This window comes from Pseudomonas sp. SWRI68 (assembly GCF_014269165.1).
Lineage (GTDB): Bacteria > Pseudomonadota > Gammaproteobacteria > Pseudomonadales > Pseudomonadaceae > Aquipseudomonas > Aquipseudomonas capeferrum.
The window spans coordinates 1-25,305 of sequence record NZ_JABWRU010000025.1; the positions used below are offsets into that span (position 1 = coordinate 1).

Sequence of the window (25,305 nt, forward strand, 5' to 3'; positions counted from 1 at the left end):
CGCCCTCCCTTGCACCCCCCCCTAACCGAACTAAGCTTGTTGCCTCAGTGGGCTTCGCTGCCAATCCAGCGAAGCAGACGCGGCGCACAGCCTAGCGCCGTCCGATAAAAAAGCCTGACCGATCGATCAGAAAAAGATGAAAAACGGTACACATTACAAATATTTATTTGTGTACAATCGTTCGAACCCTGACACCGCTGGACACAGGTGAACGGGCTTGGACACGGGTCGGCGTACCAAAGTTGCGTTGCGATAACCCCGGTGGTTATCGATACTGGCGCCGATTTTTCGACCAACAAGAACATTAAAACCGTGGAACCTTAGAATGAGCACAGCAATCAGTCCGACTGCTTATAACTATAAGGTCGTCCGCCAGTTCGCCATCATGACGGTGGTCTGGGGGATCCTTGGCATGGGCCTCGGCGTCTTCATCGCCTCGCAACTGGTATGGCCGCAACTGAACCTGGACCTGCCCTGGACCAGCTTCGGCCGACTGCGCCCGCTGCACACCAACCTGGTGATCTTCGCCTTCGGCGGCTGTGCGCTGTTCGGCACCAGCTACTACGTGGTGCAGCGCACCTGCCAGACCCGGCTGATCTCCGACAGCATGGCGGCCTTCACCTTCTGGGGCTGGCAAGCGGTAATCGTCGGCGCACTGATCACCTTGCCGATGGGCTACACCACCACCAAGGAATACGCCGAGCTGGAATGGCCGCTGGCGATCCTGCTGGCCATCGTCTGGGTCACCTACGGGCTGGTGTTCTTCGGCACCATCGTCAAGCGCAAGACCAAGCACATCTACGTCGGCAACTGGTTCTACGGTGCATTCATCGTGGTCACCGCGATGCTGCACATCGTCAACCACATCTCGCTGCCGGTCAGCCTGTTCAAGTCGTACTCGGCCTATGCCGGTGCCACCGACGCGATGATCCAGTGGTGGTACGGCCACAACGCGGTAGGCTTCTTCCTGACCACGGGCTTTTTGGGGATGATGTACTACTTCGTGCCCAAGCAGGCCGAGCGGCCGATCTACTCGTATCGCCTGTCGATCGTGCACTTCTGGGCGCTGATCACCCTGTACATCTGGGCCGGCCCACACCACCTGCACTACACCGCACTGCCCGACTGGGCGCAGTCGTTGGGCATGGTGATGTCGATCATCCTCCTGGCGCCAAGCTGGGGCGGCATGATCAACGGCATGATGACCTTGTCCGGTGCCTGGCATAAATTGCGTACCGACCCGATCCTGCGCTTTTTGGTCGTCTCGCTGGCGTTCTACGGCATGTCCACCTTCGAAGGCCCGATGATGGCCATCAAGACCGTGAACTCGCTGTCGCACTACACCGACTGGACCATCGGCCACGTCCACGCCGGCGCCCTCGGCTGGGTGGCGATGATCTCGATCGGCGCGGTCTACCACATGATCCCGCGCCTGTATGGTCGCGCGCAGATGCACAGCGTCGGCTTGATCAACGCGCACTTCTGGCTGGCGACCATCGGCACCGTGCTGTACATCGCCTCGATGTGGGTCAACGGCATCACCCAGGGCCTGATGTGGCGCGCCATCAACGATGACGGCACGCTCACCTACTCCTTCGTCGAAGCCTTGCAGGCCAGCCACCCGGGCTACATCGTCCGTGCGCTGGGCGGTGCGTTCTTCGCCTCGGGCATGTTGCTGATGGCCTATAACGTGTTCCGCACCGTACGCGCGGCCAACCCGGTAGAAGCGGATGAAGCCGCCAAGATCGTCGTCGTGGGAGCGCACTGATGAAGCATGAAGCCGTCGAGAAGAACATAGGCCTGCTGGCCTTCTTCATGGTCATCGCCGTCAGCGTCGGTGGCCTGACCCAGATCGTCCCGCTGTTTTTCCAGGACGTCACCAACAAACCCGTTGAAGGCATGAAGCCGCGCACCGCGCTGGAGCTTGAAGGCCGCGACATCTACATCCGCGAAGGCTGCGTGGGCTGCCACTCGCAGATGATCCGCCCGTTCCGCGCCGAAACCGAGCGCTATGGCCACTACTCGGTGGCCGGTGAAAGCGTGTGGGACCACCCGTTCTTGTGGGGCTCCAAACGTACCGGCCCGGACCTGGCCCGCGTCGGTGGCCGCTACTCCGATGACTGGCACCGTGCGCACCTGTACAACCCGCGCAACGTGGTGCCCGAGTCGAAGATGCCGTCTTACCCGTGGCTGGTCGAGAACAAGCTCGACGGCAAGGACACCGCGAAGAAGATGGAGGTCCTGCGGACCCTCGGCACCCCGTACACCGACGCCGACATCGCCGGCGCGCGTGACGCGGTCAAGGGCAAGACCGAAATGGACGCCATCGTCGCGTACCTGCAGGGTCTTGGCACCATCATCAAAAGCAAACGGTGACGCTGATGGATATCGGGATGATTCGCGGCCTGGGCACCGTCGTGGTGATGGTGGCCTTCGTGGGCCTGGCGCTGTGGGTGTTCAACCCGCGGCGCAAGCAGGAGTTCGACGAGGCGACCCGGCTGCCCTTCGCGGATGACCCCGAAGCCACCCGGCACGTCGAGCAAGCGCAAGCAAAAGCTTCTGGGAGCAAAAAACAATGACAACCTTCTGGAGTCTGTACGTCACCGTCCTGACCCTGGGCACCATCTCCTCGCTGACCTGGCTGCTGCTGTCGACCCGCAAGGGCCAGCGCGAAGAGGTCACCGACGAGACCGTCGGGCATGCCTTCGATGGCATCGAGGAATATGACAACCCACTGCCCAAATGGTGGTTCTGGCTATTCGTCGGCACCATCATCTTCGCCCTCGGCTACCTGGTGCTGTACCCGGGCCTGGGTAACTGGAAAGGCATCCTGCCAGGCTATTCGTACCTGGATACCGACAAGCAGACCGAGTTTGCCAACGGCCAGCCGGGCTGGACCGGCGTGCACGAGTGGGAGAAGGAAATGGCCAAGGCCGATGCCCGCTTCGGGCCGATCTTCGCCAAGTTCGCCGCCATGCCCATCGAGGACGTGGCCAAGGACCCGCAGGCACTGAAAATGGGCGCACGGCTGTTTGCCTCCAACTGCTCGGTGTGCCACGGCTCCGACGCCAAGGGCGCCTACGGCTTCCCCAACCTGACCGACAAGGACTGGCGCTGGGGCGGTGAGCCGGAAACCATCAAGACCACCATCATGGGCGGGCGCCACGGCGTGATGCCGGCCTGGTCCGAGGTGATCGGCGAGCAGGGTGTGGCTGATGTGGCGGCCTTTGTGGTCAGCAAGCTCGATGGCCGTACGCTGCCCGAAGGCGTGAAGGCCGATGCCGAGAACGGGCAGAAGATCTTCGCCGCCAACTGCGTGGCCTGCCATGGGCCTGAAGGCAAGGGCACCCCAGCCATGGGCGCGCCGAACCTGACCCACCCGCAGGCGTTCATCTACGGGTCGAGCTTTGCTCAACTGCAACAGACCATCCGTTATGGTCGCCAGGGGCAGATGCCGGCGCAGGAACAACTGCAAGGTAATGACAAGGTGCATTTGCTGGCCGCTTATGTGTACAGCCTGTCGCATCAGGAGCAGGAGCCGGCCAAGGCCGAGTAAGGCAGGCCTGGCCGCTTCGCGGGGCAAGTCGGATCGCCGCACCGCCGCTCCCACAGGTACCCCACCGAATATGGGAGCAATGGGTTACCTGTGGGAGCGGCGGTGCGGCGATCCGACTTGCCCCGCGAAAGGGCCGGCGAATGCAACCCCAGATGACCTGGATCAATTGACACCCGCCATAACACGATTCACGCCACGAACCCAACGCGACTAAAGGTCGCAGCACGACCCCAGGCTGCCATCACCGGCGTATCATGGGGCGCAGCGCGCTAGCAGATTGCGCGAGACTGCGGCCGGCATGCACTGGCCGCGGCATTTCTCCACTGCCGTGGGACTTGATGATGAGCAAGCAAATTCCGGTACATGACGTCACCCCGCCTGCCAGCAAAGGGAAGGATTCCGTCGACCTCTACGCCGCCCGCGAGAAAATCTACACCCGCGCCTTCACCGGCGTCTTCCGCCGCCTGCGCATGATCGGCGGTGCGCTGCTGTTCCTGCTGTACTTCGGCACCGTGTGGCTGAACTGGGGCGGCCACCAGGCCGTCTGGTGGAACCTGCCCGAGCGCAAGTTCTACATCTTCGGCGCCACCATCTGGCCTCAAGACTTCATCCTGCTGTCGGGTATCCTGATCGTCGCCGCCTTCGGCCTGTTCTTCGTCACCGTGTATGCCGGCCGCGTATGGTGCGGCTACACCTGCCCGCAAAGCGTATGGACGTGGATCTTCATGTGGTGCGAAAAGGTCACCGAAGGGGACCGCAACCAGCGCATGAAGCTCGACAGGGCGCCCATGAGCGGCAACAAGTTCTTGCGCAAGTTCGCCAAGCACAGCCTGTGGCTGCTGATCGGGTTCGTCACCGGCATGACCTTCGTCGGCTACTTCTCGCCGATCCGCGAACTGGCCATCGAATTCTTTACCGGCCAAGCCGATGGCTGGGCCTACTTCTGGGTCGGGTTCTTCACCCTTGCCACCTATGGCAACGCCGGCTGGCTGCGCGAGCAGGTGTGCGTGTACATGTGCCCCTATGCGCGCTTCCAGAGCGTGATGTTCGACAAGGACACGCTGATCGTGTCGTACGACCCGCGCCGTGGCGAAACCCGTGGCCCGCGTAAAAAAGACATCGACTACAAGGCCCAGGGCCTGGGCGACTGCATCGACTGCACCATGTGCGTACAGGTCTGCCCCACCGGCATCGACATCCGCGACGGCCTGCAGATCGAGTGCATCGGCTGCGCCGCGTGCATCGACGCCTGCGACACCATCATGGACAAGATGAACTACCCCAGAGGTTTGATCAGCTACACCACCGAGCACAACCTGTCCGGACAGAAAACCCACATGCTGCGCCCCCGCCTGATCGGCTACGCGCTGGTGCTGCTGGTGATGATCGGCGCCCTGGCCACCGCCTTCGCTACCCGCTCGCTGGTCGGTTTCGACGTCAGCAAGGACCGGGTGCTGTACCGCGAAAACGCCCAGGGGCGGATCGAGAACGTCTACAGCCTCAAGGTCATGAACAAGGACCAGCGCGACCACGTCTACGTGCTGGACGCCGCCGGCCTACCGGACCTCAAGCTCGAAGGCCAACGCGAAATCCGCGTGGCGGCCGGCGATATCGTCAGCCTGCCGGTGCAACTGTCGGTGGCGCCCGAGAAACTGCCATCGACCACCAACGAAATCATCTTCACCCTCAAGAGCGCCGATGACAGCGACGCCCAGGTTGAAGCCAAGAGCCGCTTCATCGGCCCACAGATCCGCTGAGAGAGACTATCGACAATGCCTGCCGCCACCGCCGCCAGCCCTTGGTACAAACACCTCTGGCCCTGGATCATCATCGGCATCCTCACCACCTCCGTGTGCCTGAGCCTGACCATGGTCAGCATTGCCGTGCGCAACCCCGACAACCTGGTGAATGACAACTACTACGAGGCCGGCAAGGGCATCAACCGCTCGCTGGACCGCGAGCTGCTGGCCCAGACCCTCAAGCTCAAGGCCAGCGTGCACCTGGACGACCTGACCGGCGAAGTGGACCTGCGCCTGAGCGGCGACAGCGACCCGCAGACACTGGAACTGAACCTGATATCGCCCACCCAGCCGGACAAGGACCGCAAGGTGCTGCTGAGCCGTGCCGAGGCGGGGCGTTATGTCGGCCAACTGGACGACAAGGTCGACGGGCGGCGCTTCGTCGAGTTGCTGGGCAGCCAGGAAGGGCAGGTATGGCGGCTGTTCGAGGAAGAGAAAGTGGAGCATGGGGTAACCTTGCAACTGGGCGATGAAGCGCTGCTGGGTGCGGAACACAAATAATCGCGACACTTACCCAACCTGTGGGAGCGGGCTTGCCCCGCGAAAGGGCCAGGCCTGCTTATTGATGTTGACCCTACCGGCCCATTCGCGGGGCAAGCCCGCTCCCACAGGCCCCGTCCCCGCTACTCAATGCGTGCTTGCCTTATGACCCAACCCACCCCCTGCTACCACTGCGCCCTGCCCGTCCCCGGCGGCAACCGCTTCACCGCTGTGGTGCTCGGCGAAACCCGACAGTTCTGCTGCCCGGGCTGCCAGGCAGTGGCCGAGTCGATCGTCGCCGGGGGCCTGGAGCACTACTACCAGCACCGCAGCGACACCAGCGCCAACCCCGAGGCGCTGCCCAGGCAACTGCAGGATGAGCTGGCACTCTACGACCGCAGCGACGTGCAACAAACCTTCGTCCGCCATACAGGCGACCTGGCCGAAGCCACCCTGCTGGTCGAGGGCATCAGTTGCGCCGCCTGCGGCTGGCTGATCGAAAAACACCTGCGCAACCTGCCCGGGGTCGCCGAAGCTCGCTTGAACCTGTCCAACCACCGCCTGCTGCTCAGCTGGGACGACAACCAGTTGGCGCTCTCGCGCCTGCTCGCCGAGCTGCGCCAGATCGGCTACGCCGCCCACCCCTACCAACCCGACCAGGCCGCCGAACAACTGGCCCGCGAGAACCGCAGCGCTCTCAGGCGCCTGGGCGTCGCCGGCTTGCTGTGGTTCCAGGCGATGATGGCGACCATGGCCACCTGGCCTGAATTCAACATCGACCTCTCACCCGAGCTGCACACCATCCTGCGCTGGGTCGCGTTGTTCCTCACCATCCCGATCGTGTTCTACAGCTGCGCGCCCTTCTTCAAGGGCGCGGCGCGTGACCTGCGCACCCGCCACCTGACCATGGACGTCTCGGTCTCGCTGGCCATTGCCCTGGCGTTCGGCGCCGGGATCTGGACGGCGATCAGCGGCAGCGGCGAGCTGTATTTCGATACCGTGGGCATGTTTGCCCTGTTCCTGCTGACCGGCCGCTACCTCGAACGGCGCGCCCGCGAGCGCACTGCGGCGGCCACCGCACAACTGGTCAACCTGCTGCCGGCCTCGTGCCTGCGCCTGGACACCCTCGGCCGCGCCGAGCGCATCCTGCTCAGCGAACTGCAGCGTGGCGACACGGTGCAAGTGCTGCCCGGCGCGGTAATACCCGCCGATGGGCGCATCGTCGAAGGCCGCTCCAGTGTCGACGAGTCACTGCTGACCGGCGAATACCTGCCGCAACCGCGCCGCGTCGGCGAGCGGGTCACCGGTGGCACGCTGAACGTCGAGAGCACCTTGAACATTGAGGTCGAAGCCCTCGGCCACGACTCGCGGCTGTCGGCCATCGTCCGCTTGCTGGAACGCGCGCAGACCGAAAAACCGCGCTTGGCCGAGATCGCCGACCGCGCCTCGCAGTGGTTTTTGCTGTTCACCCTGATCGCCGCCGTGGCCATCGGCCTGTGGTGGTGGCACCTGGACCCGGGCCGGGCCTTCTGGATCGTGCTGGCCATGCTGGTAGCCACCTGCCCGTGTGCACTGTCCCTGGCCACCCCGACGGCCCTCACCGCCGCCACCGGCACCCTGCATAAGCTCGGCCTGCTGGTGACCCGCGGCCATGTGCTCGAAGGCCTCAACCAGATCGACACGGTCATCTTCGACAAGACCGGCACGCTCACCGAAGGCCGCTTGACCCTACGCAGCATCCGCCCACTGGGCAGCTTGGCCGCCGACCGTTGCCTGGCCCTGGCCGCCGCCCTGGAAAACCGCTCCGAACACCCCATCGCCCGTGCGTTCGGCCGCACTGCCGCGCCTGCCGACGATGTGCAGACAGTACCCGGCTTGGGCCTTGAGGGGCGGGTCGACGGCCAGCGCCTGCGCATCGGCCAGGCCACCTTCGTCTGCGCCCTGAGTGGCGCCGAGATACCCGGCGTGCCCGAGCCACGTGGGCAATGGCTGCTGCTGGGCGATCGCCAGGGGCCGCTGGCCTGGTTCGGCCTGGACGACCGCCTGCGCGACGACGCCCCCGCCCTGCTCGCCGCCTGCAAGGCGCGTGGCTGGCGGACGCTGCTGCTGTCCGGCGACAGTTCACCCATGGTCGCCGAGGTGGCTGCACAGCTGGGCATCGACCAGGCCATCGGCGGCTTGCGCCCGGACGACAAACTGGACCGGCTCAAGGCGCTGCAGGCGGCAGGGCGCAAGGTGCTGATGCTGGGCGACGGGGTCAACGACGTGCCGGTGCTGGCTGCTGCCGACATCAGCATTGCCATGGGCAGCGCCACCGACCTGGCCAAGACCAGCGCCGATGCGGTGCTGTTGTCCAACCGCCTGCAGGCACTGGTACAGGCCTTCGACCTGGCCCGCCGCACCCGCCGCAACATCCTCGAGAACCTGCTGTGGGCAACCCTGTATAATGGCCTCATGTTGCCGTTTGCCGCGCTCGGCTGGATCACCCCGGTGTGGGCGGCCATCGGCATGTCGGTCAGTTCGCTGATCGTGGTCCTCAACGCCCTGCGCCTGACCCGGCTGCCAACTGCGCCGGCCACCAGCAGCCACCGGCAACCCGCCACCGCCTGAGCAGGAGCCGCCCGATGCCAGCCCTTTATGTCATGATCCCGGCCGCCCTGTTGCTGGTCGGTGTTGCCGTCTACATCTTCTTCTGGGCGGTGGACAGCGGCCAGTACGACGACCTCGACGGCCCTGCCCACAGCATCCTCTTCGACGACCAGGACCCGCGCCACCAGGCTGCGGTGAAAACGGACGACACCCCGGCCGAAGACGACAAGGAACCCCCTCCCCGTGCCTGACCTGCTTCCCCTGCTCGGCTCGGCGCTGATCCTTGGCCTGCTCGGCGGCGGCCATTGCCTGGGCATGTGCGGCGGCCTGATGGGCGCGCTGACCCTGGCCATCCCGCCCGAGCAACGCGGCCGGCGTTTGCGCCTGCTGCTGGCGTACAACGTCGGGCGTATTCTCAGCTATGCCTGCGCCGGCCTGTTGCTGGGCCTGGCAGGCTGGGCCGTGGCCAGCAGCCCGGCGGCCCTGGCGCTGCGGGTGCTGGCAGCACTGCTGTTGATTGCCATGGGGCTGTACCTGGCGGGCTGGTGGAGCGGGCTGACGCGGATCGAAGCCTTGGGCAGAGGGCTGTGGCGGCATATCCAGCCCATGGCCTCGCGCTTGCTGCCGGTGTCCAGCCTGCCCCGCGCCTTGTTGCTGGGCGCCTTGTGGGGCTGGCTGCCGTGCGGGCTGGTGTACAGCACCTTGCTGTGGGCTGCGAGCCAGGGCAATGCGGGGTACAGCGCGGCGTTGATGCTTGCGTTTGGCCTCGGCACCTGGCCGGTGCTGCTGGCGACGGGCTTGGCGGCGGAGCGCGTCAGCAGCCTGCTGCGGCGGCGCAGTGTGCGCATGGCGGGCGGGCTGCTGGTCATCCTGTTTGGCCTGTGGACGCTGCCAGGGCCGCACCAGCATTGGCTGATGGGGCACTGATAGGCCTGCTGTGCAGCCCCAGCAGCTTTTGATACAAATCAACACAGATTCCTACAGACGCCCCTAGACTCCGGACACTGCTCGCTCTATCCGGGGACCGCCCACATGCTCGACGACCTACGTTGGGATACCGACCTGATCCGCCGCTACGACCTGGCCGGACCACGCTACACCTCCTACCCGACCGCCGTGCAACTGCACAGCGAAGTGGGCTCGTTCGACCTGCTGCACGCCCTGCGCGAGAGCCGTCGGGCCGTGCGCCCGCTGTCGTTGTACGTGCACGTGCCGTTCTGCGCCAACATCTGCTACTACTGCGCCTGCAACAAAGTCATCACCAAGGACCGCGGCCGCGCCGCGCCGTACCTGCAACGCCTGGAGCAGGAAATCCAGCTGATCGCCTGCCACCTGGACCCAAAGCAACGGGTTGAACAACTGCACTTCGGCGGCGGCACGCCCACCTTCCTCAGCCCGGTGGAGCTGCGCCAGCTGATGGCGACCCTGCGCCAGCACTTCAACCTGCTGGACGACGACTCCGGTGACTACGGCATCGAAATCGACCCGCGCGAAGCCGACTGGTCGACCATGGGGCTGCTTCGCGAGCTGGGTTTCAACCGTGTCAGCCTGGGCGTGCAGGACCTCGACCCGGCCGTGCAGCGTGCGGTCAACCGCCTGCAAAGCCTGGAGCAGACCCGCACCCTGATCGAGGCGGCGCGTACCCTGCAGTTCCGCTCGGTCAACCTGGACTTGATCTACGGCCTGCCCAAGCAGACGCCAGAAGGCTTCGCGCGTACCGTCGAGGAAGTCATCCGCCTGCAGCCCGATCGCCTGTCAGTGTTCAACTATGCCCATTTGCCGGAGCGCTTCATGCCCCAGCGGCGCATCGACAACAACGACCTGCCGAGCCCGACGGCGAAACTGGAGATGCTGCATGCCACCATCGACCAGCTGACCGCCGCCGGTTACCGCTACATCGGCATGGACCACTTCGCCCTGCCTGACGATGAGCTGGCCATGGCCCAGGAAGAAGGCACCCTGCAACGCAACTTCCAGGGCTACACCACCCACGGTCACTGCGACCTGATCGGCCTGGGGGTCTCTGCCATCAGCCAGATCGGTGATCTCTACTGCCAGAACAGCAGCGACCTCAACACCTACCAGGACTCCCTTTCCAACGCCCAGCTGGCAACCCAGCGTGGCCTGCTGTGCAACCACGACGACCGCCTGCGGCGGGCTGTGATCCAGCAGTTGATCTGCCATTTCGAACTGGACTTCGAGCCAATCGAACAGGCCTTCACCATCGATTTTCGCGGCTACTTCAACGACCTCTGGCCAGAACTGCTGACCTTGCAGCGGGACGGCCTGATCAGCCTGGACGACAAGGGCATCCGCATCCTGCCTGCCGGCCGCCTGTTGGCGCGCTCTGTGTGCATGGTGTTCGATGCCTACCTGGCCATGCACAACCGCCAACGCTTCTCGCGGGTGATCTGAAAAGCGAGGCGTTCGACCGCATGGACAAGCGCCTTTGGCCAGCACACTATGGGCACACACAGGGCCTCGGCGCGCACCCGCCGAGGCCTGGCCAGCACGCACCACAATAGCGCCCGCTGGCCTACACCCACGCCGTGAGTTACCCTTACGTCTTATGTGTGCTTTCCCACAAGGATCGATTGAAAATGTCCGAGCCAGTTAAACTGCGCCCACATGCCCAGGCCCATTGCAAGGATTGCAGCCTGGCCCCCCTGTGCCTGCCTCTTTCGCTCAACCTGGAAGACATGGATGCACTGGATGAAATCGTCAAACGTGGCCGGCCGCTGAAAAAAGGCGAGTTCCTGTTCCGCCAGGGTGACAATTTCGGCTCGGTCTATGCAGTACGTTCCGGCGCCCTCAAGACCTTCAGCCTCAGTGACAGCGGCGAAGAGCAGATCACCGGCTTCCACCTGCCCAGCGAGCTGGTCGGCCTGTCCGGCATGGACACCGAGGCCTACCCGGTGTCGGCCCAGGCCCAGGAGACCACGTCGGTGTGCGAAATCCCCTTCGAGCGCCTCGACGAACTCTCGGTGCAACTGCCGCAGTTGCGCCGCCAGTTGATGCGGGTAATGAGCCGCGAGATCCGTGACGACCAGCAGATGATGCTGCTGCTGTCGAAGAAAACCGCCGACGAACGCATCGCCACCTTCCTGGTCAACCTGTCCGCGCGCTTCCGCGCCCGCGGCTATTCGGCCAACCAGTTCCGCCTGAGCATGTCGCGCAACGAAATCGGCAATTACCTGGGCCTGGCGGTGGAAACCGTGTCGCGGGTGTTCACCCGCTTCCAGCAAAACGGCCTGCTGCGCGCCGAAGGCAAGGAAGTGCATATCCTCGACCCGATCCAGCTGTGTGCACTGGCCGGCGGTGCAATGGACGCCTGAGCCTGGGTTAACGGGTATACTGGCGCAATCGTTTTTCCAGGATACCCGCACCAATGCACAGCGAAGCCTTCGACCTCAAAGCCCTGATCCGCCCGGTAGTGGACTTCCCCAAACCGGGCGTGATCTTTCGCGACATCACCCCGTTGTTCCAGTCCCCGCGCGGGCTGCGCTATGTCGCCGACCAGTTCATCGAGCGGTATGTCGAGGCTGAGTTCAGCCACATCGGCGCCATGGACGCGCGCGGCTTCCTGATCGGCTCGATCATCGCCCACCAGTTGAACAAGCCGCTGATCCTGTTCCGCAAACAAGGCAAGCTGCCGGCTGACGTGCTTTGCGAGGGTTACCAGACCGAGTATGGCGAGGCCTTCCTCGAAGTGCATGCCGACAGCCTGTGTGAAGGCGACTCGGTGCTGATTTTCGATGACCTGATTGCCACTGGCGGCACGCTGCTGGCGGCGGCGAACCTGGTGCGTCGTACCGGGGCCCAAGTGTTTGAGGCGGCGGCGATCATTGACCTGCCAGAGCTGGAAGGTTCGCGCCGGCTGCAGGCGGCGGGTGTGCCGACGTTCTGCCTGACCGAGTTTTCGCTTAACGAAAATTGAGTTACATACCGGGGCTGCTTTGCAGCCCCAAGATCTGAAATCAGAGTGAAATCGGCCTGCGCCCTGCAAAGGCATGCGCCAGCGTCCCGCCATCCACCAACTCCAGCTCGCCCCCCAGCGGCACGCCATGGGCAATCCGCGACGCCACCAGGCCTTTCTCGTTCAGCAACTGGGCGATGTAATGCGCCGTCGCCTCCCCTTCCACCGTCGGGTTGGTCGCCAGGATCACCTCGGTAAAGGTGCCCTGCGCTTCGATCCGCGCCATCAGCTGCGGCACACCGATCGCCTCAGGCCCCAGGCCATCGAGTGGCGACAGGTGCCCCTTGAGCACGAAATAGCGGCCGCGGTAACCGGTCTGCTCCACTGCATACACATCCACCGGCCCCTCGACCACACACAATTGCGTGTCGTCACGGCGCGGGTCGGCACACTGCGGGCACAGTTCCTGCTCGGTCAGGGTGCGGCATTGGCGGCAATGGCCCACCCCTTCCATGGCCTGGGTCAGCGCCTGAGCCAGGCGCAGGCCGCCGCTGCGGTCGCGTTCGAGCAACTGCAGGGCCATGCGCTGGGCGGTTTTCTGGCCGACACCCGGCAGGGTGCGCAAAGCGTCGATCAGTTGGCGGATCAGTGGGCTGAAGCTCATGTAGACAGGCCTGCAAGTCGGGGGAACAGAATGAACAAGGGAGCAACGACCCTACGGCCGTTACTCCCCATTTGACGCAAAAGGTCGATCAGAACGGCATCTTGAAGCCCGGTGGCAACTGCATGCCAGCGGTCATGCCGCCCATTTTTTCCTGGCTGCTCTGCTCCACCTTGCGTACCGCGTCGTTCAGTGCGGCAGCGATCAGGTCTTCGAGCACTTCCTTGTCGTCTTCATCAGTCGACATCAGGCTTTGGTCGATGCTGACGCGCTTCACGTCGTGACGACCGGTCATCACCACACTCACCAAGCCACCACCGGATTGGCCGGTCACTTCGGCGTTGGCCAGTTCTTCCTGCATCTTGGCCATTTTTTCCTGCATCTGCTGAGCCTGCTTCATCAGGCCGGCCATGCCACCTTTCATCATGGGGGTATACCTCGATTGGGTCGTGTGATGCGGCCTGGCACCGGGCCGGCCGCATGGTTATCCGTTACTGGCCCTGATTGGCCAGGGCCTCTACAGGCTCAATAGTATCCTGTCGCACCTTGGCACCGAACTGCTTGATCATCTGCTGGATCAACGGATCCTGCTCGATCGACACCACGGCGTCTTGCTGGCGCTCGGCACGTTTGCGCGAGGCCGCCTGGGCCGGGGTTTCCTGCTCTGGGCGAATCAGCTCGATACGCAGGTTCAGGGTGCGCCCCAGGTGCTGATTGAGCGCCTCGTTCAAACGCCGCTGCTGGGTGGCGTTGAACAGCGCGCCCTGGCCAGGGTCCAGGTGCAGCAGCCAGTCGTCGCCGTCGGCGGCCATCAACGTACAGTTTGCCGCGATGTTGCCTGTCATACCGGAGACAGGCAACTGTGGGAATAATTCCAGCCATTGCAGGGCCAGGCCGGTGGCCGGCTTGGCGGCCGGCAGCGGTTCGGCAGCGGGTTTGGCCTGCTCTTCCTGAACATGCTCGGCCAGTTCATCGAGGTAACTGAAGCCGACCGGGTCGCTGTCACCGATGTAATAGTCTTCGTCCGCCGGCGGCTCGTCATCACGGTCCATGCCCGCCGCTGCATAGGCGGACGGGTCGAACGGCGGCTCGTCGTAGGCCGGCTGATCACGCTGTGGCTCGGCCACGGCAGGCTGCGGCGCAACAACGGGCTCGGGGGCGACAGCAACCGGCTGCACAGGCGCTATAGGCGCTACAGGCTCTTCCCAAGGCAGGTCGATGACCTCGGCGACGGGCTCCGGCGCCGGTGCTGCGGTCTCTACGGGCACCTCAACGACAGGCGCGGGCTGATCAACCGCAGGCGCCTGCTCGACGGCCGGCGCGGCCGGGGCCGGCACAGCTTGCGCGACAACCGGCACCACGGGCTCTGCGACTGGCGGCGCAGGGGCCACCAGCGCCGCTGCCACCGGGGTTGCAGGATCAGCTGTGGCTTGGCTGATCCCCACCGGCTTTAGCACCGGCTTCGGTGCATCGTCGGTATCGGCCGGGCGGAAGGCCAGCATCCGCAGCAGGACCATCTCGAAGCCGCCACGCGGGTCGGGCGCCAAGGGCAGGTCGCGACGGCCGATCAGCCCCATCTGGTAATAGAACTGCACGTCCTCGGCCGGTAGCGCCTGGGCCAGCGCCAACACGCGGTCACGGTCGCCCTGGCCGTTGTCCACCGCCTCTGGCAGCGCCTGGGCGATGGCGACACGGTGCAGCACATTGAGCATCTCGGCCAGCACACCGCTCCAGTCCGGGCCTTGCTCGGCAAGGTTGCGCACGGCCTCCAGCAGCGCCCGCGCATCGCCTTCGAGCAGTGCCTGCAACACCCCGTAGACCTGGCCGTGGTCGAGGCTGCCCAGCATGGCGCGCACATCGGCGGCGAGCACCTTGCCTTCACCGAAGGCGATGGCCTGGTCGGTCAAGCTCATGGCATCGCGCATCGAGCCATCGGCGGCGCGGCCAAGCAACCACAGGGCATCGGGCTCGAACGGCACGCTTTCGGCGGTGAGCACATGGCTGAGGTGTTCGACCACCCGCTCCGGGCTCATGTTCTTCAGCGAGAACTGCAGGCAGCGCGAGAGGATGGTCGCCGGCAATTTCTGCGGGTCGGTGGTGGCGAGGATGAACTTGACGTAGGGCGGCGGCTCTTCCAGCGTCTTGAGCAAGGCGTTGAACGAGTGGGTCGAGAGCATGTGCACTTCGTCGATCAGATAGACCTTGAAGCGCCCACGGCTCGGGGCATATTGCACGTTATCCAGCAGCTCGCGGGTGTCTTCGACCTTGGTACGGCTGGCGGCGTCGATCTCGATCAGGTCGACGAAGCGGCCTTCGTCGATCTCCCGGCACACCGAACAGGTGCCGCAGGGCGTGGAGGTGATGCCGGTTTCGCAGTTCAGGCATTTGGCAATGATGCGGGCAATGGTAGTCTTGCCCACGCCACGGGTGCCGGTAAACAGGTAGGCATGGTGCAGGCGCTGGTTGTCCAAGGCATTGATCAAGGCCTTGAGCACATGGGCCTGGCCGACCATTTCGCGGAACGAGCGCGGACGCCATTTTCGTGCAAGAACCTGATAACTCATCGAAAAACCATCGTAGCCTGATCGAGCGGAAGATCGCTAATGCTAGCGGAGCGGGGCCGAAATTGCACCCTGCGCGACTGGTCTAAGCTATGAAACTGGCGCGCTATCCAGGGAGGATGTGCCTTGCGAAGACTGTTGCCCCTGCTATTGCTCTGGGCCACTCACAGCCTGGCCGAACAACCGGTGCTGCGTTTTTCCGTCGCCGAGAGCTGGAGCATGCCGCTGATGCGCGTCGAAGGCGACAAACCGGTGGAGGGTTTGCTGTTCGACCTGATGCAGGCCATTGCCCGGGAAGCAGGTGTACGCCCGGAGTATCACGTACTGGCACGCCTGCGCCTGCAGGAGGCCATGGAGAGCGGCGATATCGACGTGCGCTGTTATGTCAGCTCCCAATGGTTTCATGATCGGCCGGGCAATTATGTCTGGAGCATCCCGTTGATTCATCAGCGCGACGTGCTGGTTGGCGGCGCTGGCGAAGCCGGCCCCACCCGCCCGGAACAACTGGCGCCGCAAGCCATCGGCACCGTGCTGGGTTATGCCTATTCAACCCTGCAGCCGTTGTTCGAACAGGGCCGGCTGCACCGCGAAGACAGCCGCAGCCAACTTTTGGCCCTGCAGAAGCTGCACGCGGGGCGATACCTGCATGCGGTGAGCAATGAACTGTCGTTGCAGTGGTTCAACCACAGCTTGCCGGCGGGGCAGCGGTTGCAGGTGCTGGCGGTGCTGGAGGAGCAGGAGCTGGGGTGCATGGTGCGCAGCGACCCGGCGGTACCGACGCAAGGGGTGCTCAGGGCGCTGGTGCGCATAAAACAGACGGGGGAGATCGAGCGGATCAGCCAGCGGTATGGGGCTGCGGGGTATGCCGGGAATGCCGCAGCGCCAAGGCCGTGATGATGTGATAGCGGCCTTGCGCCCTACGCGACAATCGGTCAGTGCTGACGCTCAACTCGGCGGCTGTCGCTGTAGGCGAACATCAGGTAGTGGGAGACATTCATCAGCGCGAAGTGCATTGGCACGATGCCTTCGCTGATGGCGCGGGAAAGGGACTTGCCCGGGGGCAAGTCGAAGGTATGGGGTGGGTCGGGGACGATTTTTTTCATGCAGGCTCCATGTGGGTGAGCTGCACCCTTTTGCTTCCACGCATTAGGGTGACAACTGTACGCGGGGTGGAAGACCAGGCACATGGAAAACCCGGCAGGTATGAATACCTCCCACGCACAGCTGCCATAACAGACAACTGCTCCAAGTCTTTCCCGGGCTTCCACACCCGATCGCTGGACCGACAGCGACCGCAAAAGCCTATGGGGTGGGGTTCCCCAGGACAATCAGACGCGAGTCGACGGGATGCGTAGGATATTTCTGCGAGCCTTACAGATACAGCAGGAAGTCGCCTATACGAATGTAGGAAACTTCTTTGCTGGTGATTGGACTACAAGATCTGGTGTAGAGAGCGATATCGACCCTTAACAGTGATGCCGCATAATTACCGCTACCCCTCAAAAAGACAGCCTCATGCTCCAAGATGATCGAGACAATCTGGAACTCGACAAACTACAGATCGAGAATCGCAAGCTAGCTGCAGAAGCACTTAAATTCATGGCAGAAGAGCGCAAGCTTAGACAAGAAGCGTTCTGGCACCCCTTCGCAACCGGCTCGGTCATTTTGACTGCCATTGCGGGTATCATGACCCTGCTGGTTAAACTCTAAGCACGCTCGTTTTGGCAAGAGGAAAGATCATGCCGCGTTCCACTCAAGATAGGGTTGAGCAATCCCATCGCGAAGTAGAGGCCCTGGCCGAAGACATGCGCAAGGCCAGATCGTTTTCTCCTTGGTCAGCGCTATTGCCGTTCAGCCTCGGTGCGGGCTTTGCTTTGGCGTTGTTTCTTGCGGGCCTCTTGATCTTGCGACTGCTGTAAGCCTGAGCACTGTCTTCACACAACCGCAATCAAACCGGCACTCAAAAACAACCCAACCCCAAACACCGAATGCGTCACCAGACTCTTCAGGCAGTTACGCCCAGGCGTCGGCGTTCTGGAGGCAAAGAACCCTGCCCCCATCAACGGCTGCATGAAGCACAGCGGCGCCGCCACTGTCACCACACCCCACGCCAGCGCAGGCCACAGCGTCGGCGCACTCAGCCAGCCCTCCCCGACCATCCCCACCAACATCACCGCAAACAGCACACCGATGCCATAGTGAATCAGCCAACCCCAGGCCACCTCGTTGGCCACAGGCTCCGCCTTGGCAATCGCCTCATGCCGCGCTCGCCCCTTCATCAAATGCCCCGCCCAACGCCCGACCATGGCGAAATTCAAGGTGGCGATGCCCAAGCGCCGCAGCAACACGCCCCATAGGTCCATGATCACGGTGGCGCCGACCCCGATCAGCAAAGCGGCTTGTAGCATGGCAAGCGTCATTGATTCAGCCCCCTAGGATTGACGTTCAGTTACCTGCCGCGCAGCATAGAAGTTGAAGTCAACTTCAAGTCAAGGACCTCGATGGACATTGCCGATGTCGCCAAACGCACAGGCGTCCCTGCGTCGACCCTGCGTTACTACGAAAAGAAAGGCCTGCTCACGTCGCTCGCCGGGCGTGGCCAGCGACGCCAGTTCGCCGCCGACATTGCGGATAGGCTGGCACTGATCGCCTTGGGGCAAGCATCAGGGTTTTCCCTGGATGAGATCGGGGCGATGCTGGTGGACCTTCAGGTCGATCGACAGATGCTGATAGCCAAGGCGGACGAAATCGACACCCGGGTCAAACGCTTGCGGGCCATGAGCAAGGGGCTGCGGCATGCAGCGCAGTGCCCTGAGGTAGATCACCTGGCCTGTCCGAAATTTCAGCGTTTGATGAAGCTGTCAGCAGCAGGCGCCCTTGGGGAAAAACACCTACACCAGAGCAGGCCTGGAAAAGCGCGAAGCCAGCCACCTGGCCGTACTTAGCCCTACGACCAGGAACGCCACGCCTTCAATGCTCAGCATCATCGCGTTGATCCCAAGCTGCGTGATCAATTGGCTGGCGACGTAGGGGAAGCCGAACACACCGATGAAATACGACAAGCTGAACAGCAGCAGCGCTTGTGCCGTAAGCCCTGCCGGTGCCTCGTTGGCAGCCAGCCCGTTGATCACCGAGTAATTCAGGCCGTAACCCACGCCCAGAAGAACGGCCATGGCCAGATAACTTTCCGTGCTGTGCACCCACTGGTCGAACCCCAGCACGGCCGTTGCCATGATCAAGGTTAAAACCCAGGAGGTCGCCAGCGGGTGTTGCTTCACGACCCAGCCGGCCAGCAGGAGCCTGCAGGAGATCGCAGCGCCCATGAAGCCAATGAAGAAGGTCGAGTAATCAAGCCCCAGGCGGGCGGCATAGCTGGTCTGGAAACTGCCCATGGTGCCGAAGATTGCCCCGCCTAGCCCTACCATCAGGATCGACAGCCCAGAGCGCGAGCTCATCACTTTGAGCGCGGACGCCAACCCGATTTGCACCTTCTCAGCAGGTCGCTGCCCCTGAGAAGTCGAAGCGAGCCAAGCAAAGTACAACCCCGCCAACCCTGCAGCGCACGCCGCCACCCAGAACGCGAGCTGGGTAGGCAGTGCAACAAAAGCGGCGAACTTGCCCAGCAAGGGCCCGGTGCCAATGCCGGTCAGCATGCTGCCAGAGAGCAGTGCAAAACAATGGGTACGGCGCGTGGGCTCGACCATTTGCGTCACCATGATGGGGCCAATGGTGTAGAACACCCCCCAGCCGATGCCAAGCATCAAGCCGCATGCCAACAAAGCGATGCCCAGGCTTGAGACCATGGCAAAGCCCACTGATGACCCGACCAGGCAGAGCGCCCCCACAGCGATGCTGCGAGCAGCGCCAAAGCGCTGCAGCAGGTGCCCCGAGCCGAGCACAGAGAGCAACGTACTTAGCATGGCAACAGCGAATACCTGCCCGGCCTCGCTTGCAGTGCCGCCCAGCGTCTGCACCAGCATCGAGAGCAGGAACGTCGTGCCATAGCTGATGGACAGCAGGAAGCACGCGATGCAGAACACCGTGAATGGCTGAAACCTCATGAAAGCAGTCCTTGCGGGTAGGTGCTGTTTTCTATCACGGCAAGGCACAGGCAAAGGCAAGCATTTGCTTACGTTGAGATCGTCACTTCATTACCTAAACGCCCGCCCCGTCGACGCCACTGCTCACGGCTCAACTCCCAGATCTGCTTGAGCACGGGGCCACAGACGAAATGGCCCTCTTCAGTTCCCACCAGCCGCATGCCTTCGTGCACGGAAACACTGCGCGATCGGTCATTGCTCGCGGCCTTGGGCACCTGCATGACGCAACGCCCAAGCGTTTCGAACCAGTAGTGGTTGATGACCCCGCAGGCCTCCCGCATGTAGCCGTTTTTCTGCCATGCCTGTGCAAGCCAGAAGCCACGGTTGTTGCCCGGCTGGTCATAGAGACTGATGCTTCCGATGATCTGCGCAGGCTCCGTCTTCAGGCGAATCATCCAATGCCATTCACACCCGGCGTTCATGGCGGGTAATGCGATGTCTCGGACGTAGACCAGCGCGCCGTCTTCTGGGTAAGGCCAAGGTACGCGGCTGTCCAGGTAGCGAACAATGTCCCAGTGTGGGAACAGTTGCTGAATGGCGTCCGCGTCACCGAGCTGCAGCGGCGTAAGTATGAGGCGCGGAGTTTCGAGGATCGGTAGGCTGTGCATTTTCGCGGAGTCCATTCATGTAGGCGATCTGGGATGCAGGCGCAGCCCAACCCTTACATAGCGTCCGGATATTCTCAACTGCCCAGCGGCTACAACGTGCATGAGGGCAACCCGAGCGCGGCAACGTGTCCGAAAGTGGCAGTCTTGAATTTCAGCGATTGCAGAAGTTGGCAACAGCAGGAGCGCAGAACAGGCCAGAGGGAAGGCCTTAGTCTGAAAGGCTGAGGTTTTAGGACCCCAGAAATGGAGGCGGCCCCACCAGCCACACCCCGGCACACGATGTTCCCGCTGTGGCTGCTTCCTTCCGGATCTGACCAGGTGGCATGCAAGCATGCTCGGGAATCAATGCAGGCCTTACGGGGCAAGGGTTTCAGGCTGATTGGGTAGCAGACGCTCTACCCGTGCAGACACTCAGCACGGTCGCTCAAAACTTGGGGTGTAGCCAGCACTGTCACACTTTGCTGTAACACTTTGGTGTCACACCCATGGCCTATCTGATCCGACGCAAAGCCGTCTACTACCTGAATCTCAAGCTGCCCAAGCACCTCTTCCCGAGGTGTCACACTTTGCGTTTGAGCTTAAACATCAGGCACCGGCAGAGCGCCTTGTTCCTCGCCGCATCCATCGTCCAACGGCTACATGGGCACCTAAGCGAACACCCGCTAACAGACCTTCAGACGCTTCGTGCGTTATGTTCGCAGTGGCGGGACTCAGCCCCAACACCAGCCATTCCTGTAGCACCACGTGCGACCTCAACTGCCCCAGTGAAGGTCGGGAGCGACAGCCCAACCCTCGCCGCCCTATCGAAGCTCTATATAGAAGAAGGGAAACGGGGCGGCACATGGCGACAGGTCAGTGCGGATGAAGTCGAGCGTGCGTTATCTGACCTGTTCGAGCTAATGGGTGACATGCCTGCCCTAGCCTTCGATGCTCAGCAAGCACGCCTGCTGAAAGAACGACTTAGCCGCTGCCCCCAGTACTTCGGCTTACGCCCCGAGTTCAAGGGTAAGACACTGAAGCAGGTAGTCGAGTCAGGCAGCACGTACAAGGCCATCACTGCCGTCACCATTAATAACCGGCTACGCAAGCTCACTGCGTTCATGAACTGGTGCAAGTCGAATGGGTACGTGACTGACAACCCGCTAGCCGGCATGAAGGTCATGACGGGATCAGCGAAGGAAGCACGCCTGTCATTTGACCCCCGCGATCTGGCAGCCCTGCTGGATTATGAGGCGCTGCGAAAGGAAGCACGCAAGCACCCGTGGCGCTACTGGCTGCCACTAATGGGAAGGACGACCGGGGCACGACTGGAAGAGCTGTGCCAGTTGCGAGTTGATGACTTCACTGAGCACCAGGGGATTCAGTGCATCCGCATTGATGACAGCCGTGAAGGCCAGAACCTGAAGAACGCCAGTAGTCGTCGCATCCTACCTATACACCCTGCCCTGTTGGACCTGGGCCTGCTTCAGCATGTCGAGTCAGTCAGAGCCAGTGGCGCTGATCGGGTGTTCCCAGAGCTAGATGCAGTGCGAGGGAAGTTGGGCCACGCCCCATCGAAGTGGTTCGGTCGATACAAAACGAAGCTGGGCATCACTGATGCTAGGAAGACGTTCCACAGCTTCCGCCACACGCTCATTGACGATCTGCGTGATGCAGGCGTGCAGGACTCGCTGATTAAGCGGATAGCCGGCCACGAGGATGGCGCAGTGACATTCAGCGTGTACGGCAGCCGTAGCCCGCTGAGAGCCATGGCAGATGCCCTGAAGCACATTCACATCGAACACAGCTTTCACGCTGACCCCGGCAATAGAAGTACTTAGGCACGCTGAGCACGGCGCCACCATCCAAGTACTACCCAGACAACTAATAATTAACATTTTGACAACTTTCAGGGTATTAACGACATGGAAAACTGAAGAATATGAAAATTAACAAAAATGATTTTAAGTGGTAAGCCAGCAAATACGGACTAATACTCTAAAACAGTCGAAATGTTAACTCAAAAAGTTCTTGCATTAAAAAATCACCTTGTTAGGATGGCGCCACACAGAACGACGACGGTCCAACAGAAAGAAGACTGCACTCCGCACTATTAGAGGCGGCATAACAAGAAACCACTTTTATTATGCCGACCTTGAAAGCCAATACGCTCTCTGTACGCCAACAACAAGAGGCAAGATAATGATATAAAACCCAAGCAGCCAACACTTACACCCTCCACACCCTACCAAAGGTAAGCACTATGCGTTAGCCAGCCAAATAAACATCACACTCAAAAAGAACACCAAATATATTCTCCCACCTACACGCTCACATCTAGAGCACGGGAGAGCTTTGCCCAAAATAAGGTTACATTATGAATCAGAAATACAGCACGCAACAGAACAGTTACTTTACCACTCGCCATCATCGCCGGGCTACTCCACGGCGCCAAAGCGATAGCGAATATGTGCCGCCGGCGACCGTGAATAACGAGCTCAACAAAGTGGTTCCAACGACTGTGTACAGCACGGAAGTAGCACTGCTTTCTGGAAAAACACACCATCAGATCATGTCGGAAATTTACGCAGCACTTAAAGTTCTTAAACTGTGCCCAAGTAAATTTTTGGCTGAATCCACCGACAGTTCGGGTACGGTAGTACCTTGCTTTAAGCTGCGTCACTGCGACCCGAACATCATCATCTCAGGGTCTAATATGGTGCAGTCCATCTTGGAGCAGTTTGTGTACGACCACCAAGAGCAGGTGCAAGAACTTCAAGAGAAGATCATTGTTAATGCTGAGAAAATTGAGTTCTACGACAGCATGAAGGAAGCAAAGGATGTATTTAACTTTGGTGTAGCCGCCAAGGCCCTGGATACAGGAAAAGTCCGGCTTGTTCGCTACCTTCGCGACCACGGAATTCTCACAGCAGGCGGCTACAAAAAGAACCTTCCATATCAGCAACACTTGGACTGCGGACGCTTTAAAGTAGAGTGGGGTTTTTATGAGGACTCCGAAGGAAATCGCCATCTCAAACCAATCATACTTGTAACTGGAAAAGGGCTGATCTGGCTTAAACAGTATATCGATAAGCATGGTCGTACTGGACTGTAAATAACTAAGTACCGAACAGTCACAGACGTCCATTGCTGCACAGATAGCATTGACACAACAGAGCGCTAGAATTGAAGTTACAATCTACTTGGGCGACATCATAAACCGACCTGGAAGACATATACTTCAGGGGTGACTCGCATCTGAACAAGCCACCCTTTAGCGCCTACATTTGTGCACTACATATCAGCCCCTTAGCTTGGAAGCTGTGCACTAGCAACTAAACAAAATCATGTAGCAACCACTGCTAGACCTAAAAACAACAAACCCAACACCAACCAAGCCCGATGAATATTTCAATCGAGCTACGGACACTCATTATCTGAGAAACAAAAGTTGAAAAGTGAAACTATGAATACCACCCAACGGCAAGACCTTGTAACCATTTACCCTTCGAAAAACATCCTCATCAAGCAACTGAAATACACTCAATACGTTGTTCCAACAACCGGACCAATTGGAGAAATCGACGAATACGGCGAGCTAACCGAAATTCTCGCTAACGCAACAGCTAAAGATGAAATCCACATTCAACTGTTCTCACCAGGCGGCAGCCTTGAGACCTGCGACTATCTCTGCCGTCGCATCGCTGAATGCACAGCAAACATCGTTGTAGAAATCGGCATGACTTGTGCCTCAGCCGCCTCTGCTATCGCACTACAAGCTGATGAGTGGGTTATTCACGACAGTAGCACCATGATGATTCATGCCTGTTCCTATTCACCAGGCTATGGCAAAGAATCGGATGTGCGTGCAGGAGTGGCTTATACCGAGCGTGTAAATCGTGAATGGGTACAACGAACTTACGCAGGGTTCCTGACTGACGATGAGTTTGTGGCTATCTTGGACAACGGCAAGGACCTGTATTTCTTCGCTGATGATTTGCGTGAACGTCTGCCTATTTACGCTGAGTACCGGGCAGAATGGGAAGCAGAGTAGATGGCAGAGATGCAGCAGTACATTAACGATTTGAACGACGCAGCATAAACAATAATGCGTCTACAAAGGTGGGCGCCAATTCATGCCCTGGAGGGCAACAGATTTAATGAGTCAAGTTACACATATTACTGGCAACACTGATGCACCGCTGACCATGAGCAGCAAAGAAATCGCGAAGCTCATGAGTAAGCGTCACTGTGACGTTATCCGTGACGTCAAGAAAATGATGGATGATCTGGTCGCAGAAGATGACGCAAATCTACGTCATGTGGAAGTGCTCAAGGATTCGCGGGGGTACACCTCGCAAATCATGCTTCCACGGCGAGAGACTGACATCCTGCTCACGGGCTACAGCGTAACGCTCCGTGCCAAGGTTATCGACCGTTGGCGTGAGCTGGAAGCCGAGGTGGCCAAGCCGGCAACCGTGAACCTCAGCGATGCCTCTGCTCTGCGTAGCCTGCTGCTGGGCTACACCAGGTGATGTAGTTGGAACATAAGACTGGTATCCAAGCAGAGAAAATCGCTGAAGACGAACCGAAGGTCGATTACTACGCCTAGGTTCGGGATGCGAAGAACATACAGACTATTGGCGACTTCGCCAGGATACTTGGGTTCGGTCATACCAAGCTGTTCAAGTGGCTGTTTGAGCAGAACATCTTGATGGGTGATGAAAAGCCCCAGCAGCGACACATTGAATAGGGAAACTTCGTAGTTACAGGCAAGCTACATGTAACCGCTAGCGGTTTTTACCTAGCCAATAGACCAAGCAACTGGCAAAGTTGAATTTACATCAGGGATCTGCTTCGCAAGCCTGACTGGCCGATGCAGAAGCAGGCGGTATAGTTAGTTTAAACCAAGCCGACAACCAATTATGGCTGAGAATAACAAACACAAGGCAAACCTAGAGGCATCTCGGCACCCTTTACGAATCATAAGTTCCACGAGGCTAGCCCACCCTGCCTCAGCCAATTACTATTCCGAGCAAGCGAATAAAATAACCCC

At 60.8% G+C, this 25,305-nt stretch carries 27 protein-coding genes; 20 read left to right on the top strand and 7 right to left on the bottom strand.

The window, feature by feature from the left end; genetic code table 11:
• Positions 1–325: 325 nt before the first annotated feature.
• The 12 genes from ccoN (at position 326) to HU770_RS23925 (ending at position 12,361) form a co-directional block, all read left to right on the top strand.
• Positions 326–1,768: a cytochrome-c oxidase, cbb3-type subunit I gene (gene ccoN, locus HU770_RS23870; protein WP_047581310.1), complete on the top strand. Its 1,443-nt coding sequence runs from the start codon at positions 326–328 to the stop codon at positions 1,766–1,768.
• Positions 1,768–2,376, top strand: a complete 609-nt coding sequence (gene ccoO / locus HU770_RS23875) for a cytochrome-c oxidase, cbb3-type subunit II (protein WP_003254286.1) — start codon at positions 1,768–1,770, stop codon at positions 2,374–2,376. The genes ccoN and ccoO overlap by 1 nt, the downstream gene beginning before the upstream one ends.
• Positions 2,377–2,381: 5 nt before the next feature.
• Positions 2,382–2,579 (top strand): CcoQ/FixQ family Cbb3-type cytochrome c oxidase assembly chaperone, encoded by a 198-nt coding sequence (locus tag HU770_RS23880; RefSeq protein ID WP_033699345.1) that lies wholly within the window; start codon positions 2,382–2,384, stop codon positions 2,577–2,579.
• Positions 2,576–3,556: a cytochrome-c oxidase, cbb3-type subunit III gene (gene ccoP, locus HU770_RS23885; RefSeq protein ID WP_186665852.1), complete on the top strand. Its 981-nt coding sequence runs from the start codon at positions 2,576–2,578 to the stop codon at positions 3,554–3,556. Before HU770_RS23880 ends, ccoP begins: the two co-directional genes overlap by 4 nt.
• Positions 3,557–3,897: 341 nt before the next feature.
• Complete coding sequence (gene ccoG / locus HU770_RS23890) at positions 3,898–5,313, top strand: cytochrome c oxidase accessory protein CcoG (protein ID WP_186665861.1); 1,416 nt, start codon at positions 3,898–3,900, stop codon at positions 5,311–5,313.
• Between the two features lie 15 nt (positions 5,314–5,328).
• Positions 5,329–5,856: a FixH family protein gene (locus HU770_RS23895; protein WP_186656477.1), complete on the top strand. Its 528-nt coding sequence runs from the start codon at positions 5,329–5,331 to the stop codon at positions 5,854–5,856.
• 144 nt (positions 5,857–6,000) lie between these two features.
• Positions 6,001–8,445, top strand: a complete 2,445-nt coding sequence (locus HU770_RS23900) for a heavy metal translocating P-type ATPase (RefSeq protein WP_186665869.1) — start codon at positions 6,001–6,003, stop codon at positions 8,443–8,445.
• A 14-nt stretch (positions 8,446–8,459) separates the two neighbouring features.
• Entirely contained in the window at positions 8,460–8,675 is a 216-nt protein-coding gene (gene ccoS, locus HU770_RS23905; protein ID WP_033699353.1) for a cbb3-type cytochrome oxidase assembly protein CcoS, read from the top strand.
• On the top strand, positions 8,668–9,351 hold the full coding sequence (locus HU770_RS23910; protein ID WP_186665872.1) for a sulfite exporter TauE/SafE family protein: 684 nt from the start codon (positions 8,668–8,670) through the stop codon (positions 9,349–9,351). Before ccoS ends, HU770_RS23910 begins: the two co-directional genes overlap by 8 nt.
• 105 nt (positions 9,352–9,456) lie before the next feature.
• On the top strand, positions 9,457–10,839 hold the full coding sequence (hemN, locus tag HU770_RS23915; RefSeq protein WP_033699355.1) for an oxygen-independent coproporphyrinogen III oxidase: 1,383 nt from the start codon (positions 9,457–9,459) through the stop codon (positions 10,837–10,839).
• A 185-nt stretch (positions 10,840–11,024) separates the two neighbouring features.
• A complete protein-coding gene (fnrA, locus tag HU770_RS23920) occupies positions 11,025–11,759 on the top strand; it encodes a Crp/Fnr family transcriptional regulator FnrA (protein ID WP_033699356.1) in 735 nt (244 codons plus the stop codon).
• 53 nt (positions 11,760–11,812) lie between these two features.
• Positions 11,813–12,361, top strand: a complete 549-nt coding sequence (locus HU770_RS23925) for an adenine phosphoribosyltransferase (protein WP_156311360.1) — start codon at positions 11,813–11,815, stop codon at positions 12,359–12,361.
• 40 nt (positions 12,362–12,401) lie between these two features.
• Here the strand turns inward: HU770_RS23925 and recR are convergent, their stop codons facing one another.
• From recR to dnaX, 3 genes are all read right to left on the bottom strand, one after another.
• Positions 12,402–13,004 carry a recombination mediator RecR gene (recR, locus tag HU770_RS23930; protein WP_033699359.1) on the bottom strand — a complete coding sequence of 201 codons (603 nt, stop codon included), beginning with the start codon at positions 13,002–13,004 and terminating at the stop codon, positions 12,402–12,404.
• An 88-nt stretch (positions 13,005–13,092) separates the two neighbouring features.
• Positions 13,093–13,428, bottom strand: coding sequence for a YbaB/EbfC family nucleoid-associated protein (locus tag HU770_RS23935; RefSeq protein WP_008093501.1), 336 nt, complete (start codon positions 13,426–13,428; stop codon positions 13,093–13,095).
• 64 nt (positions 13,429–13,492) lie between these two features.
• Positions 13,493–15,565: a DNA polymerase III subunit gamma/tau gene (dnaX, locus tag HU770_RS23940; RefSeq protein ID WP_186665874.1), complete on the bottom strand. Its 2,073-nt coding sequence runs from the start codon at positions 15,563–15,565 to the stop codon at positions 13,493–13,495.
• A 123-nt stretch (positions 15,566–15,688) separates the two neighbouring features.
• Here dnaX and HU770_RS23945 point away from each other — a divergent pair, with 123 nt between their 5' ends.
• Positions 15,689–16,456 (top strand): transporter substrate-binding domain-containing protein, encoded by a 768-nt coding sequence (locus HU770_RS23945; RefSeq protein ID WP_186665876.1) that lies wholly within the window; start codon positions 15,689–15,691, stop codon positions 16,454–16,456.
• A 38-nt stretch (positions 16,457–16,494) separates the two neighbouring features.
• Here HU770_RS23945 and HU770_RS23950 read toward each other — a convergent pair whose 3' ends face one another.
• Positions 16,495–16,665, bottom strand: coding sequence for a hypothetical protein (locus HU770_RS23950; RefSeq protein ID WP_186665954.1), 171 nt, complete (start codon positions 16,663–16,665; stop codon positions 16,495–16,497).
• Between the two features lie 412 nt (positions 16,666–17,077).
• Between HU770_RS23950 and HU770_RS23955 the strand changes: the two genes are divergently transcribed.
• Positions 17,078–17,272, top strand: coding sequence for a hypothetical protein (locus tag HU770_RS23955; protein ID WP_186656440.1), 195 nt, complete (start codon positions 17,078–17,080; stop codon positions 17,270–17,272).
• Positions 17,273–17,301: 29 nt separating this feature from the next.
• Positions 17,302–17,481 carry a hypothetical protein gene (locus HU770_RS23960; protein ID WP_186656438.1) on the top strand — a complete coding sequence of 60 codons (180 nt, stop codon included), beginning with the start codon at positions 17,302–17,304 and terminating at the stop codon, positions 17,479–17,481.
• A 15-nt stretch (positions 17,482–17,496) separates the two neighbouring features.
• Here HU770_RS23960 and HU770_RS23965 read toward each other — a convergent pair whose 3' ends face one another.
• Entirely contained in the window at positions 17,497–17,982 is a 486-nt protein-coding gene (locus HU770_RS23965; RefSeq protein ID WP_186656436.1) for a DUF2938 domain-containing protein, read from the bottom strand.
• A gap of 81 nt (positions 17,983–18,063) precedes the next feature.
• On the opposite strand from HU770_RS23965, the gene HU770_RS23970 reads away from it, so the two are divergent.
• On the top strand, positions 18,064–18,507 hold the full coding sequence (locus tag HU770_RS23970; RefSeq protein ID WP_186656434.1) for a helix-turn-helix domain-containing protein: 444 nt from the start codon (positions 18,064–18,066) through the stop codon (positions 18,505–18,507).
• On the opposite strand, the gene HU770_RS23975 is transcribed toward HU770_RS23970, so the two are convergent.
• Together HU770_RS23975 and HU770_RS23980 are read right to left on the bottom strand one after the other, a co-directional pair.
• Positions 18,454–19,623 carry an MFS transporter gene (locus HU770_RS23975; protein ID WP_186665878.1) on the bottom strand — a complete coding sequence of 390 codons (1,170 nt, stop codon included), beginning with the start codon at positions 19,621–19,623 and terminating at the stop codon, positions 18,454–18,456. The two genes, HU770_RS23970 and HU770_RS23975, sit on opposite strands and share 54 nt — an antisense overlap.
• Positions 19,624–19,691: 68 nt before the next feature.
• Positions 19,692–20,270 carry a GNAT family N-acetyltransferase gene (locus HU770_RS23980; RefSeq protein ID WP_186656427.1) on the bottom strand — a complete coding sequence of 193 codons (579 nt, stop codon included), beginning with the start codon at positions 20,268–20,270 and terminating at the stop codon, positions 19,692–19,694.
• Between the two features lie 485 nt (positions 20,271–20,755).
• On the opposite strand from HU770_RS23980, the gene HU770_RS23985 reads away from it, so the two are divergent.
• The 4 genes from HU770_RS23985 to HU770_RS24000 all read left to right on the top strand — a co-directional run bounded on the left by HU770_RS23985 (position 20,756) and on the right by HU770_RS24000 (position 24,784).
• Positions 20,756–22,090, top strand: a complete 1,335-nt coding sequence (locus HU770_RS23985; RefSeq protein WP_186665880.1) for a site-specific integrase — start codon at positions 20,756–20,758, stop codon at positions 22,088–22,090.
• 536 nt (positions 22,091–22,626) lie between these two features.
• Entirely contained in the window at positions 22,627–23,364 is a 738-nt protein-coding gene (locus HU770_RS23990) for a phage antirepressor KilAC domain-containing protein (protein ID WP_186665889.1), read from the top strand.
• A gap of 351 nt (positions 23,365–23,715) precedes the next feature.
• Positions 23,716–24,303: an ATP-dependent Clp protease proteolytic subunit gene (locus HU770_RS23995; RefSeq protein WP_186665898.1), complete on the top strand. Its 588-nt coding sequence runs from the start codon at positions 23,716–23,718 to the stop codon at positions 24,301–24,303.
• Positions 24,304–24,409: 106 nt separating this feature from the next.
• Positions 24,410–24,784 (top strand): Rha family transcriptional regulator, encoded by a 375-nt coding sequence (locus HU770_RS24000; protein WP_186665900.1) that lies wholly within the window; start codon positions 24,410–24,412, stop codon positions 24,782–24,784.
• Positions 24,785–25,305: the final 521 nt, after the last annotated feature.